The following is a 13,185-nucleotide window of genomic DNA, read 5'->3' on the forward strand; positions in this document are numbered from 1 at the left end:
CCGTCGCACAACCACCCTCGAAAGGCTGCTGTCTTGAGTACCGAAGCGTTCGTCTACGACGCGATCCGCACCCCGCGCGGCCGCGGCAAGGCCAATGGCGCCCTGCACGGCACCAAGCCGATCGACCTCGTCGTCGGCCTCATCCACGAAATCCGCGGCCGCTTCCCCGGCCTCGACCCGGCGGCCATCGACGACATCGTCCTCGGCGTGGTCAGCCCGCTCGGCGACCAGGGCTCCGACATCGCCCGGATCGCCGCCATCGCGGCCGGCCTCCCGGACACCGTCGCCGGCGTCCAGGAGAACCGCTTCTGTGCCTCGGGTCTGGAGGCCGTCAACCTGGCCGCCGCCAAGGTCCGTTCGGGCTGGGAGGACCTCGTCCTCGCGGGCGGCGTCGAGTCGATGTCCCGGGTCCCGATGGGCTCCGACGGCGGCGCCTGGGCGATGGACCCGATGACCAACTTCGAGACCGGCTTCGCCCCGCAGGGCGTCGGCGCCGACCTCATCGCCACCATCGAGGGCTTCTCCCGCCGCGACGTCGACGAGTTCGCCGCACTCTCCCAGGAACGCGCCGCCGAAGCGTGGAAGGACGGCCGCTTCGCGCGTTCCGTCGTCCCCGTCAAGGACCGCAACGGCCTCGTTGTGCTCGACCACGACGAGCACATGCGGCCCGGCACCACCGCCGACTCCCTCGCCGCGCTCAAGCCCTCCTTCGCCACGATCGGCGAGATGGGCGGCTTCGACGCGGTGGCGCTGCAGAAGTACCACTGGGTCGAGAAGATCGACCACGTCCACCACGCGGGCAACTCCTCCGGCATCGTCGACGGCGCCGCGCTCGTCGCGATCGGCAACCAGGAGGTCGGCGAGCGCTACGGACTCGCTCCGCGCGCCCGGATCATCTCCGCCGCCGTCTCCGGCTCCGAGCCGACCATCATGCTGACCGGCCCCGCGCCCGCCACCCGCAAGGCCCTCGCCAAGGCCGGGCTGACCATCGACGACATCGACCTCGTCGAGATCAACGAGGCGTTCGCCGGAGTCGTGCTCCGCTTCGCCAGGGACATGGGGCTCCCGCTCGACAAGATCAACGTCAACGGCGGCGCCATCGCCCTCGGCCACCCGCTCGGCGCCACCGGCGCGATGATCCTCGGCACCCTCATCGACGAACTGGAACGCCGCGACCAGCGGTACGGCCTCGCCACCCTCTGCGTCGGCGGCGGCATGGGCATCGCCACCGTCATCGAGCGTCTCTGACCGTCCCCGGCCACCCCTGCTTACGGAGAAGAAGAGCACATGACCGAGAGCACGACCATCCGCTGGGAACAGGACGAGACCGGCGTCGTCACCCTCGTACTCGACGACCCCGCCCAGTCCGCCAACACGATGAACCAGGCCTTCAAGGACTCCATCGCGGCCATCGCCGACCGCGCCGAGGCCGAGAAGGACTCCATCCGCGGCATCATCTACACCTCCGCCAAGAAGACCTTCTTCGCAGGCGGCGACCTCAAGGACATGATCAAGGTCGGCCCCGGGAACGCCCAGCAGGCCTTCGACACCGGCACCGCCATCAAGAACTCGCTGCGCCGCATCGAGACCCTCGGCAAGCCCGTCGTCGCCGCCATCAACGGCGCGGCGCTCGGCGGCGGTTACGAGATCGCGCTCGCCTCGCACCACCGCGTCGCCCTCGACACGCCCGGCTCCCGGATCGGCCTGCCCGAGGTCACCCTCGGCCTGCTGCCCGCAGGCGGCGGCGTCACCCGCACCGTACGCCTCATGGGCATCGCCGACGCGCTGCTGAAGGTCCTCCTCCAGGGCACCCAGTACACCCCGCAGCGCGCCCTGGAGAACGGTCTGGTCCACGAGGTCGCCGCCACCCGGGAGGAGATGCTCGAAAAGGCCCGCGCCTTCATCGACGCGAACCCCGAGTCCCAGCAGCCCTGGGACGTCAAGGGATACCGGATCCCCGGCGGCACCCCGTCCAACCCCAAGTTCGCCGCCAACCTGCCGGCCTTCCCGTCCAACCTGAAGAAGCAGCTCGCGGGCGCCCCGATGCCCGCGCCCCGCAACATCCTGGCCGCCGCCGTCGAGGGTTCCCAGGTCGACTTCGAGACCGCGCTGACCATCGAGGCCCGCTACTTCACCGAGCTGGTCACCGGCCAGGTCGCGAAGAACATGATCCAGGCGTTCTTCTTCGACCTCCAGGCCGTCAACTCCGGTGCCAGTCGCCCCAAGGGGATCGAGGAGCGCCAGGTCGACAAGGTCGCCGTCCTCGGCGCCGGGATGATGGGCGCGGGCATCGCGTACTCCTGTGCCCGCGCCGGCATCGAGGTCGTGCTCAAGGACGTCTCCACCGAGGCCGCGGCCAAGGGCAAGGCGTACAGCGAGAAGCTCCTCGACAAGGCGCTCTCCCGGGGCCGCACCACCGAGGCCAAGCGTGACGAGCTGCTGGCCCGGATCACCCCGACCGGCGACCCGGCCGACCTGGCGGGCTGCGACGCCGTCATCGAGGCCGTCTTCGAGGACACCGCGCTCAAGCACAAGGTGTTCCAGGAGATCCAGGACATCATCGAGCCGGACGCCCTGCTCTGCTCCAACACCTCGACCCTGCCCATCACCGTCCTGGCCGAAGGCGTCTCGCGCCCGGCCGACTTCATCGGGCTGCACTTCTTCTCGCCCGTGGACAAGATGCCGCTGGTCGAGATCATCAAGGGCGAGCAGACCGGCGACGAAGCCCTGGCCCGTGCCTTCGACCTGGTCCGCCGGATCAAGAAGACCCCGATCGTCGTCAACGACTCGCGCGGCTTCTTCACCTCGCGGGTCATCGGCCAGTTCATCAACGAGGGCGTCGCCATGGTCGGCGAGGGCGTCGAACCGGCGTCCATCGAGCAGGCCGCGGCACAGTCCGGCTACCCGGCCAAGGTGCTCTCCCTGATGGACGAGCTGACCCTCACCCTGCCCCGCAAGATCCGCAACGAGACCCGGCGGGCCGTCGAGGAGGCCGGCGGCACCTGGGCCGGACACCCGTCGGACGCGGTCATCGACCGGATGGTCGACGAGTTCGGCCGACCGGGACGCAGCGGTGGCGCCGGCTTCTACGAGTACGACGAGAACGGCAGGCGGACCCGTCTGTGGCCCGGACTGCGGGAGCACTTCGCCAAGCCCGACACCGACATCCCCTTCATCGACATGAAGGAGCGGATGCTGTTCTCCGAGGCCCTGGACAGCGTCCGCTGCCTGGAGGAGAACGTCCTCGTCTCCGTGGCCGACGCCAACATCGGCTCCATCATGGGCATCGGCTTCCCGCCGTGGACCGGCGGCGTGCTCCAGTACATCAACGGTTACGAGGGCGGCCTGCCCGGCTTCGTCGCCCGCGCCCGGGAGCTCGCGGAGCGGTACGGCGACCGCTTCCTGCCGCCCGCGCTCCTCGTGGAGAAGGCGGGGAAGGGCGAGACCTTCCACGACTGACGCCCACCCCGCGGGCCGCGTTCACTCCGCCGTGAACGCGGCCCGCAGCTCCTCCTTCAGCGACCGCTGGAACGCGGTCACCAGCGCCTGCAGCACCATCGGCTGCATATGGGCCGACAGCGACTTCATCACCGCCACGTGCTCAGGGTCCGACTCCCGCTCCCGGTACGGACCCCACACCTCGTCCCGGAACAGTCGGGTCAGCTCCTGCGCGGCGGACCGGGAGTGCTCCAGCAGCACCGTCCGGGCGGCCAGGATCGTCTCGTGCGCGATCGGCACGCCGAGCAGCTCGACCCCGAGCCGCAGCAGCCCCGGGTCCACCCGGTACCTGCCGTCGACCGGCTCCGCGCCCTCCAGCACCCCCATCGCGGCCAGCCGCGCGATGTCCTGCTCGGTCAGCGCCCGGCCGGCCCGCCGCTCCAGCTCCGCCCGCGTCGCGTCCTCCGCCGAGTCCGGTGCCCAGGACGCCACCAGGGCCCGGTGGATCGCCAGGTCGTGCGCGCTCAGGTCAGGCGGCAGCTGCTCCAGATAGCGTTCGATCGCGGCCAGTGTCATGCCCTGGTGCTGGAGCTCCTCGATGAGCGCCAGCCGGGACAGGTGGTCGTGTCCGTAGTGCCCCACCCGGCGCGGTCCGATGACCGGGGGCGGCAGCAGCCCGCGGGTGCTGTAGAAACGCACCGTGCGCACGGTCACCCCGGCGCGCGCCGCCAGCTCGTCGACGGTGAGCGTAGGCTCCTCGGCCCCGGTCGCCATATCTGCTCCTCGTGTCCGGCCCTGAGGGGTGAGCCCTGTGCGTGTGATCCACCCCGGTGCAACAGTATTGCTGTCTCACCAATGATGTGAAAGTGCTTGACTGTCAGAGGCGGCACCTAACCTGATCCCATGCCCGGGATCATGTACGTACAGGGGGACGCGACGGCGCCCCACGGCAAGGGCGTCAAGCTGATCGTCCATGTCTGCAACGACCTCGGCGGCTGGGGCAAGGGATTCGTCCTGGCGCTCTCACGCCGCTGGCCCGAACCCGAAGCGGCCTACCGCCGGTGGCACCGGGAGCGCGCGGGCAACGACTTCGGCCTCGGCGCGGTGCAGTTCGTACAGGTGGGCCCGTACGTCTGGGTGGCGAACATGGTGGGCCAGCGCGGGATGCGCACGGGCAGCAAGGGGGTCCCGGTGCGTTACGAGGCGATCGACACGGCGCTGGGCGCGGCGGCCGACCGGGCCCACGAGCTGGGGGCCTCGGTCCACATGCCGCGGATCGGCTGCGGCCTGGCGGGCGGGAAGTGGTCCCGGATCGAGCCCCTGATCGAGGAGCGGCTGACCGGCCGGGACATACCGGTGACGGTGTACGACTTCGCGTAGGGCCCACCCGTCGAATCGGGGCGGACAGGTCGTGGCCCGTCCGGCCCCGATGAAGCACGGCCGGATCGCCTGGGCCGGGGTCGATGGCACCTACGTCACCGTCTACGACATCGCGAAGGGCACCACGCAGACCAAGCGGATCACCGGATTCGTCTTCGACTACATCTCGGACATCCAGCTGACCTCGGACCGGGTGTTCTGGCGCGAGACGGGCGGCTTCCTGATTCCGTCCTCGAAGTTCGTGTCGGCCCCGCTCGACGACCTGTCCAAGGCGGCGACTCTGCGCCACCGGTCAAGCACCTACCTCGCCCAGTTCTCGGTGAGCGACGAGTACTTCGCCTACTCCACGTACGACTTCTGGGGCGCGCTCGGCTCCTGGAGCGGGCCGGGCAAGGTGAAGGTGTCCAAGACCGCCGATGTGCTCGCGGGCCTCGACAACTTCACCCGCGTCTCCTGCTCCTCCGGCGCCCAGCTGGCCCCATCGCTCGGTGACGGCCAGCGCGTCGCCTGGCTGGACATGACCGCGGCGGCCACCGACGTGGTGACCCGCGGCACGTGCGCCGGGACCTGCGAGTAGGACCCGGCCGACGGACCGCACCCTCGGCAGGGCGCCCACCGGACTCCGGCGGGCGCCCTGCGCGCGTTGCTACAGGGTTACGGGATACAGGGATACGGGGTGAGTCACTCCGTATCGACTTCTATGGTGGGGTGGAAGCGGCGGAACGGGGGAGGGCCCATGACGGCACGGAGCACCGACGAGACACGGCTGGCCCTGGCGCTCCGCGCGACGCTGCCCTCCGACGCGCTGAGCGAGCAGATCCTGGACGCCGCGCGCGAGCAGTTCATGACCTTCGGGCTGCGCCGCTCCACCGTCGACGACGTCGCCAAGCGCGCCAGGGTCTCGCGGGTGACCGTGTACCGGCGGATCGGCAACAAGGACAGCCTCGTCTCCGCCTGTCTGCTGCGCGAGTACCGCCGCTTCGTCGTGGAGGTGGACGACGCGGTGGCCGCGCTGCCGACGACGGAGGACCGGCTCGTCGAGGGCTTCGCCGCGGTTCTCCGGCACATCCGCGAGCATCCGCTCATCGGTGGTCTGCTGAGGCTGGAGCCCGAGACGATGCTGCCGTTCCTGACCCTGGAGAGCGGACCGGCCCTCCTCGCCATCCGCGAGTACCTGGCCGACCGGCTGCATGAGGCCCGGCGCGCGGAGGGCCGGCCGGCGAGCGATCCGACTCCGGTCGCCGAGCTGATGGTGCGGATCACCGTCTCCTTCCTCCTCAACCCCGTCAGCTGTTTCGAGCTGGACGACGACACCCAGGTGCGGGAGTTCGCCCGCCGCTATCTGGTGCCGCTGCTCGCTGCCGGGTAGAACCACCGGTGTGGCCGTCCGCCTCGTCGGGCAGGGGTTCCACGGGGCGGCTGCGGGCCCAGTGCGGTCCGAGGTCGTCGAGCCGCCAGCCGAAGGGGTACGAACGGGGCTGCGGGCGCGCGGGAAACCTGCGTGGCCGGGCCGGCAGCCGGCGGACACAACGTGCGCGCAGGTGCAGAGCCGCCGACGCCGAGGCCCGCACCCACGGCGACTGCGGCCGGAAGCCCAGCGCCGCCAGCAGCGGCTCGTCCAGCAGCGCGAGTGCGAATCTCGCCACCAGGGGGCGCAACGGACGCGGATACCAGCTCGCGATCACGCGGAACGTGGCGTTCGCGACCCGCCGGTTCGCCGGGTCGTACGCGAACATCCGCTCCTCGTAGGAGTCGAGGAGTCGCTCGAACCCCTCGTACGTGTCGGGCGCCCCCTCGATGCCCATCATCGCCGCCGTCTTCCGGCCCGCTTCCACCAGAGCCTGGACCTCCTGGGCGCACAGGGGACGCCAGCCGAACCGGTCGATCCAGCGCTTCGGCCCCACGACCGTGGTCGCGAGGACATAGCGGAAGTCGTCGTTCGGGATGTTGTACTTGCCGTGGATCCGGTTGAGATGACGCGCGGCAGCCCGCCCGCGCTCCGAGTCGAAGCCGTCGGCGGCCATCTCGTACCCGATCAGCACCGTGTCGTCGTACCGTTTCTGCCCGGCCCGTTCGAACTCCTGGGTCCGGTCGAGGAGCACGGAGATCCGGGGGACGCCGTAGTCCCGGAGGAAGGCGACGCTCACCCCCTGCCGGTAGTCCCAGGGGAACTCGTACTGGGAGATCAGCCGAAGGATCTCGGCGTAGTCGTGTGCCGGATCCATCCGGCGAATCTCGTGCAGGCGGCTGTATCGGCCCATGGTGCGCCCTCCTGTCCGTGTACCGACTCCCTGCGGGGCCGCTCCTGCCGGTTGTCGCTGTGTGACGGACCAACTCACCCGCTGCACAAGGAATGTGAGAGACCGTCCGGCCTGGGAGTCAAAGTTACAAATACTATCGACTTGTTTCACGAACCTCGTCAACACCGCCGACGGCAGGGCATGCGGCGGTGTGCCGCAGCGGGCCGGTGCGCATCACTCCCGAAGGGCTCGCATACTGGATCACGCAGAGGGCCGGGCGCCGAGCCGTATGCCCGCCGACCGTCGGGAGCACCGTGATGAGCAGCGAAGCAGCCGGAGACCGGAATCCCGCCCCGCCGCCGCCCGGCGGTGTGCTCTGGAGCCTCTCGGGCGACATCCGGGCCCTGCTGATGCTGCCCGCCGCGCTCACCCTCCAGGTCGCCCACCCGGCGGTCGGCGCCGGTGTCGACGAGCACTCCGTCTTCCGCACGGACCCCTGGGGGCGCGGCGAGAGGTCCCTGCGCTCGCTCCAGCTCTGGGTGTACGGGGGCGAGGCGGCCGCAGAGGAGGGGCGCAGGCTGCGTCGACTGCACCGCACCATCCAGGGCACCGACACCCGAGGGCGTCGCTACCATGCGCTGTCGCCCGCCAACTACGCGTGGGTGCACGCCACGGGCTTCCCCGTCTACCAGCACGCCGCACGCTATCTCGTCCGGCCGCTCACCGCGGCACAGGAGCGGGCGCTGTACCGGGAGTGGCTCCAGGTCGGCAGGATCCTCGGTATCCACGACCGGGACATGCCGCAGACGATCGAGGAGTTCTGGCCGTACTTCCGAAAAGTGCTCGCCGGGGAGATCGAGGCGACCGCGGTCGTCGAGGACCTGGTCGCCACCGATCGTCCCGTACCGCCGCCGGACCGCGGGCCGCTGCCGCTCAGGATGCTGCTGAAGGCGCTGTGGCCGGTGGTGTTCCCGCCGTTGGCCCGGTTCCGGCGCTTCGTCACCATCGGGCTCATGCCGCCGGAGGCGCGGGAGGCCATCGGGCTGGAGTGGACGGACGAGCAGGAGCGCGCCCTGCGGCGGTTCTGCGGGGTGGTGCGGCGCGTGGTGCCGGTGCTCCCCGAGCGGCTGCGCTATCTGCCGTACGCGCGCAGGGCGCGGGCCGCCCATCGCGAGACCGTCCGGGGCGGGGGAGGGCTCAGGCGGAAGCCCGGCGCACCAGCTCGGTCGGCGTGATCACCGAGGTCCGATCGTCGCCCCCGGCCTCGTCGCCCAGTCGGCTCATCAGCATCCGCACCATCAATCGGCCCATGCCCTCCACATCCTGACGGACCGTCGTCAGTGGGGGTTCGGTGGCCTCCGCTATCGACACCATGTCGTCGAAGCCGACCAGGGCCACGTCGGCCGGCACACTGCGACCGCGCTCGCGCAGCACTCGCAGGGCACCCGAGGCCATCAGGTCGTTGGCGGCGAAGACCGCGTCCAGGCCGGGGCGGCGGTCGAGCAGTTCCGCCATCGCCCGCGCGCCGCCCTCGACGGTGAAGTCGCCGTCCACGAGCAGCGCCGGATCGCCGTCGGGCAGCACGTCGCGGTAGCCGTCGACCCGGTCCAGGGCCGAGGTCTGGTCGCGCGGTCCGGCGATGTGCGCGATCTGTCGCCGTCCCAGGGCGACGAGATGGCGTACCGCCTCGGCCGCGCCGCCGCGGTTGTCGCAGTCCACGTACGGGACGGCCGGTTCGGACGCGGCGCCCGGCCGGCCCGGCCTGCCGCCGTAGACCGTGGGTACCCGGAACCTGCGGATGATCGCGGGGAGTTCGTCGTCGGTGTGCAGCGAGAAGGCCAGTACGCCGTCCACATGGCCGCCGGCCAGATAGCGGGCGACCCGGTCGAAGTCCCCGCGGCCCTCCACCAGGAGCAGGACCAACTGGGAGTCGTGCAGGGTGAGTTCGCGGCTGATTCCGCGGATCTGCTGGGAGAAGAACGGATCGGAGAAGATCCGGAACTCCGGCTCGTCGATGATCACGGCGACCGCACCGTTGCGCCGGGTGACCAGGGTCCGGGCGGCATGGTTCGGAACGTAGCCGAGCTCCTCGACCGCCTTGCGGACCTGGTCCACGAGCGGCTTGCGCACCCCCGCCCCGCCGTTCACCACCCGGGAGGCCGTCGCCCGGGAGACCCCGGCGCGGGCCGCCACGGCTTCCAGTGTGGGGCGGGCATCGCGAGCGGGATCGTGGGACGGACCGGGCAAGGGACGCTCCTCGTACACGCGGGATCGGGCCGGAAACGGCCGGGGCCGGCCGGACAGCACCGACGCCATCAGCCTAACCGGCGCCGCCGGCCGGCCGCCGGGCACCACCGCCCCCAACAGGAGAGGGGCGGTGGTGCCAGGACCCGGTCCGCGTGCCGGTCAGCGGTGTTCGTGCAGGGAGTTCGTCGCCGCGATCTTCTTCCAGGAGGCGGGCCGCGCGGGCTGCCCGGCGGCGTGCCGGGCGTGCGTCCCGGCCGCCGCCGGGGCCTCGGGCCGCGTCGGCCGGAACAGCCAGGTGTCGAAGAAGGCGGCGAGCGGCTTGCCCGAGACCCGCTCCGCGTAGGCGACGAAGTCGCTCACGCTCGCGTTCCCGTACGCGTGCTCGGCGGGCCAGCCCTTCAGCAGTGCGAAGAACGTCTCGTCGCCCAACTCGTTGCGCAGCGCCTGGAGCGCCAGCGCGCCCCGGTCGTAGACGGCCGCGTCGAACTGGTTGTCGGGGCCCGGGTCGCCGGGCTTCACCTTCCAGAAGGCGTCGTCGGCCGGATGCAGTGCGTAGGTGTAGTCCGCCAGCTCCTGCGCGGTTCCCTCGCCCTCCTTCTCCGACCACAGCCACTGGCTGTAGCGGGCGAAGCCCTCGTTGATCCAGATGTCCTTCCAGCCCTTGAGGGACACGCTGTCGCCGTACCACTGGTGCGCCAGCTCATGGACGACGACCGAGACGTTCGCACCGTTCGCGAACTGCTTCGGGCTGTAGAACGGCCTGGTCTGGGTCTCCAGTGCGAAGCCGCTCGTCACATTGGGGGCGTACCCGCCCAGCGCGTCGAAGGGGTACGGTCCGAAGACCTCGGTCAGCCACTCGGCGACCTCGGTGCTCCGCTCGATGCTGGCCCGCGCGGCCCCGTCGTTGGCGCCGAGGTCCTTGCTGTACGCGTTGACGACCGGCAGCCCGTCCGACGTGGTGTCCGTGGTGATGTCGAACTTCCCGACCGCCAGCGTCGTCAGATACGTCGCCTGCGGCTTGCTCGAACGCCAGTTGAAGCGGGTCCAGCCGAGCTTCGAACTCTGCGACTGCAGCGTGCCGTTGCTGATCGCCTGGGTGCCGTCCGGGACGGACACGGAGATGTCGTACGTCGCCTTGTCGAGCGGGTGGTCGTTGCTGGGGAACCACCACGCGGCGGACTCCGGCTCCTGGGCGGCCACCGCGCCGTCCGGGGTGCGCACCCAGGACGTCCAGCCGTTGATCTTCACCTCGGAGGGCTTTCCGGCGTACCGCACGACCACCGAGACGGCCCTGCCCTTCGCCAGCGGGGCCGCCGGGGTGATCTCCAGCTCCTGCTCGCCGTTCTTCACATGGCCGGCCTTCTTGCCGTTCACCCGCACCTCGGAGACGTCCAGCCCGAAGTCCAGGTTGAAACGGGCGAGTTCCTGGGTGGTCGTGGCGAGGATCGTCGCCGTGCCCTCCAGCAGATCGGTCGAGGGCTGGTACTTCAGCCGCAGGTCGTAGTGGGAGACGTCGTAGCCGCCGTTGCCGCTGGCCGGGTAGTAGGGGTCGCCGATGCCCGGGGCGCCCACGGTGCCTTCGGCGGCCGAGGCCGGGATCGCCAGCAGCAGGGAGGCCGCGAGTGCGCTCGGGACGATGAGTCTGCGGTGCACGGAATGCTCCAAGTGGTCGGGGCGAATGGTCTTTCGAACCGTCACGTCGACACTATTCAGTGACTGCCGCATCAGTCGTGTCCATGGCCACAGCTGTCACACGATCGCCATTCGGCCGCCACGGCGGCAGGTCGCATTTGCCTCATGTTCATGCCGTATGCGCCGCTGATCGCCCTCTGTCGCCGGGGAGTTGACCGGGGTACCTTCCGCCCATGCCGAATCGTGCGCGAGGCCCCCGTTCGAGTTACAGATCGCTGGTGGTGGCAGCTGTCGCCGCCCTGATGGCCGTCCTGCTCTCCCCGGCAGGCGCCCAGGGCGCGGGCGCCCGGGAGTCCGGGCCGCCGAAGAGCATGCCCATCTACTCGTACGGGAACGCCGTCCGGGAATCGGTCTGGGTCGACACCGGGCTGGACGGCGACGGGGACGGGCACAGCGACCGCGTCGCCGCCGACATCGTGAGGCCGCGCGAACCCGCCCGGCAGGGCCGGAAGATCCCCGTGATCATGGACGCCAGCCCGTACTACTCCTGCTGCGGGCGCGGCAACGAGAGCCAGCTCAAGACGTACGACGACAACGGCCGACCCGTCCAGTTCCCGCTCCACTACGACAACTACTTCGTGCCGCGCGGCTACGCCTTCGTCGCCGTCGATCTGGCCGGTACCAATCGCTCCGACGGCTGTGTCGATGTCGGAGGCCGCTCCGACGTGCAGTCCGCCAAGGCCGTGATCGACTGGCTGAACGGCCGCGCCCGCGGCTACACCACCCGCACCGGCAGCAACCGTGCCACGGCCGGCTGGTCCAATGGCCGCACCGGAATGATCGGCAAGAGCTACGACGGCACCATCGCCAACGCGGTCGCGGCGACCGGCGTGCACGGGCTGCGGACCATCGTGCCGATCGGCGCCATCTCCTCCTGGTACGACTACTACTTCGCCCAGGGCGCACCCCTCTACGACAGCGGCCCCGAGTGGCTCTCCGGCTATGTGGAGAGCCCCGAGGCGCGCCGACGCTGCGCCGCCGTCCAGCAGCAGCTCGTCGACGGGGCGCCACGCACCGGAGACTGGTCGGAGCTGTGGAACGCGCGCGACTACGTGAAGGACGTCCGCAAGGTGCGCGCCAGCGTCTTCGCCGTCCACGGCATGCAGGACCTCAACGTCCGTACCAAGCACCTCGGCCAGTGGTGGGACGCGCTCGCGGACCGGGGCGTGGAGCGCAAGATCTGGCTCTCCCAGACCGGGCACGTCGACCCGTTCGACTACCGGCGCGCCGCATGGGTCGACACGCTGCACCGCTGGTTCGACCACTACCTCCTCGGCTACGACAACGGCATCGACCGTGAACCGATGGCCGACATCGAGCGCCACCCCGACCAGTGGTCCACCGACCGGGTCTGGCCGCCCCGCACCACCCATGCCACCACCGTGCGCCCCGGCGCCGGGAGCGCGCCGGGCGTCGGCACCCTGTCCCTGAGGCCCGCCCGCCCCGGCGCCACCGAGACGTTCACCGACGATCCGGCGCAGAGCGAGACGGACTGGGCCGCCGACCTGGACCGGACCACCGGCGCCAAGGCCGGATTCCGCACCGCGCCGCTCACCGCCGACCTCAGGCTCTCCGGATCCTCCGCGGTGACCGTCACCGCCACCCCGACCACCTCGACCGCCCATCTCTCCGCGGTCCTCGTGGACATCGGCCCCGACACCATCCGCGACTACGGCTCGTCCGGTGAGGGGATCACCACCCTCAACAGCCAGAGCTGCTGGGGCGCGAGCACGGCCGGGGACAGCGCCTGCTTCAAGGAGACCAGGGCCCGGACCACCACCGTCGACCGGACCGTGGTCAGCCGCGGCTGGGCCGACCTCGGCACGTACGCCTCCGCCGGCAAGGGCCGCCCGCTCACCCCGGGCCGGGCCGTCACCCTCACCATCGACCTGGCGGCCACCGACCACGTCGTCCCGGCCGGACACCGCCTCGCCCTGATCGTCGCGGGCACCGACCGGGACCTCATCGACCCGCCGGACTCCACGCCCGCGCTCACCCTCGATCTGGCCCGCACGTCCGCGAAGCTGCCGTTCGTCGGCGGCACCGGCGCCTTCGTCCGCGCCACCACGGGTTCCGCGTCCGCGACGGACACGCCCCGAACGGCCGAGGCCGGGGGCGTGACGCCGCCGCGCGCCGCCCACCGCGTCCCGGGAGGCGTCGCCGAAGTCCGCCGCTGAACCTCCGGAAC

General features: G+C 70.9%; 11 protein-coding genes. 7 read left to right on the top strand and 4 right to left on the bottom strand.

Annotated features, from left to right (window positions below; genetic code table 11):
* The first annotated feature begins 33 nt into the window (after positions 1-33).
* Together OG611_RS35335 and OG611_RS35340 are read left to right on the top strand one after the other, a co-directional pair.
* Positions 34-1,248, top strand: coding sequence for an acetyl-CoA C-acetyltransferase (locus tag OG611_RS35335; RefSeq protein ID WP_266429691.1), 1,215 nt, complete (start codon positions 34-36; stop codon positions 1,246-1,248).
* 39 nt (positions 1,249-1,287) lie between these two features.
* Positions 1,288-3,459, top strand: coding sequence for a 3-hydroxyacyl-CoA dehydrogenase NAD-binding domain-containing protein (locus tag OG611_RS35340; protein WP_266429693.1), 2,172 nt, complete (start codon positions 1,288-1,290; stop codon positions 3,457-3,459).
* Between the two features lie 21 nt (positions 3,460-3,480).
* On the opposite strand, the gene OG611_RS35345 is transcribed toward OG611_RS35340, so the two are convergent.
* On the bottom strand, positions 3,481-4,212 hold the full coding sequence (locus tag OG611_RS35345; RefSeq protein ID WP_266429695.1) for a MerR family transcriptional regulator: 732 nt from the start codon (positions 4,210-4,212) through the stop codon (positions 3,481-3,483).
* A 129-nt stretch (positions 4,213-4,341) separates the two neighbouring features.
* Between OG611_RS35345 and OG611_RS35350 the strand changes: the two genes are divergently transcribed.
* From OG611_RS35350 to OG611_RS35360, 3 genes are all read left to right on the top strand, one after another.
* Complete coding sequence (locus OG611_RS35350; RefSeq protein ID WP_266429697.1) at positions 4,342-4,818, top strand: macro domain-containing protein; 477 nt, start codon at positions 4,342-4,344, stop codon at positions 4,816-4,818.
* A gap of 31 nt (positions 4,819-4,849) precedes the next feature.
* Complete coding sequence (locus tag OG611_RS35355) at positions 4,850-5,395, top strand: hypothetical protein (protein WP_266429699.1); 546 nt, start codon at positions 4,850-4,852, stop codon at positions 5,393-5,395.
* A 159-nt stretch (positions 5,396-5,554) separates the two neighbouring features.
* A complete protein-coding gene (locus OG611_RS35360) occupies positions 5,555-6,187 on the top strand; it encodes a TetR/AcrR family transcriptional regulator (protein WP_266429702.1) in 633 nt (210 codons plus the stop codon).
* Here OG611_RS35360 and OG611_RS35365 read toward each other — a convergent pair.
* Positions 6,105-7,079, bottom strand: a complete 975-nt coding sequence (locus OG611_RS35365) for an oxygenase MpaB family protein (protein WP_266429704.1) — start codon at positions 7,077-7,079, stop codon at positions 6,105-6,107. The two genes, OG611_RS35360 and OG611_RS35365, sit on opposite strands and share 83 nt — an antisense overlap.
* 296 nt (positions 7,080-7,375) lie before the next feature.
* On the opposite strand from OG611_RS35365, the gene OG611_RS35370 reads away from it, so the two are divergent.
* Complete coding sequence (locus OG611_RS35370; RefSeq protein WP_266429706.1) at positions 7,376-8,293, top strand: oxygenase MpaB family protein; 918 nt, start codon at positions 7,376-7,378, stop codon at positions 8,291-8,293.
* Here the strand turns inward: OG611_RS35370 and OG611_RS35375 are convergent.
* Positions 8,256-9,305, bottom strand: coding sequence for a LacI family DNA-binding transcriptional regulator (locus OG611_RS35375; RefSeq protein WP_266429708.1), 1,050 nt, complete (start codon positions 9,303-9,305; stop codon positions 8,256-8,258). The genes OG611_RS35370 and OG611_RS35375 overlap by 38 nt on opposite strands.
* A gap of 159 nt (positions 9,306-9,464) precedes the next feature.
* Positions 9,465-10,958: a M1 family metallopeptidase gene (locus OG611_RS35380; RefSeq protein ID WP_266429710.1), complete on the bottom strand. Its 1,494-nt coding sequence runs from the start codon at positions 10,956-10,958 to the stop codon at positions 9,465-9,467.
* Between the two features lie 212 nt (positions 10,959-11,170).
* Between OG611_RS35380 and OG611_RS35385 the strand changes: the two genes are divergently transcribed.
* On the top strand, positions 11,171-13,174 hold the full coding sequence (locus tag OG611_RS35385) for a Xaa-Pro dipeptidyl-peptidase (RefSeq protein ID WP_266429712.1): 2,004 nt from the start codon (positions 11,171-11,173) through the stop codon (positions 13,172-13,174).
* Positions 13,175-13,185: the final 11 nt, after the last annotated feature.

This window comes from Streptomyces sp. NBC_01363, from assembly GCF_026340595.1.
GTDB lineage: Bacteria > Actinomycetota > Actinomycetes > Streptomycetales > Streptomycetaceae > Streptomyces.

Coding starts and splice junctions, on each gene's coding strand:
- OG611_RS35385 (WP_266429712.1), top strand. CDS start 11,171: ATGCCGAATCGTGCGCGAGGCCCCCGTTCGAGTTACAGATCGCTGGTG.
- OG611_RS35340 (WP_266429693.1), top strand. CDS start 1,288: ATGACCGAGAGCACGACCATCCGCTGGGAACAGGACGAGACCGGCGTC.
- OG611_RS35365 (WP_266429704.1), bottom strand. CDS start 7,079: ATGGGCCGATACAGCCGCCTGCACGAGATTCGCCGGATGGATCCGGCA.
- OG611_RS35345 (WP_266429695.1), bottom strand. CDS start 4,212: ATGGCGACCGGGGCCGAGGAGCCTACGCTCACCGTCGACGAGCTGGCG.
- OG611_RS35370 (WP_266429706.1), top strand. CDS start 7,376: ATGAGCAGCGAAGCAGCCGGAGACCGGAATCCCGCCCCGCCGCCGCCC.
- OG611_RS35350 (WP_266429697.1), top strand. CDS start 4,342: ATGCCCGGGATCATGTACGTACAGGGGGACGCGACGGCGCCCCACGGC.
- OG611_RS35360 (WP_266429702.1), top strand. CDS start 5,555: ATGACGGCACGGAGCACCGACGAGACACGGCTGGCCCTGGCGCTCCGC.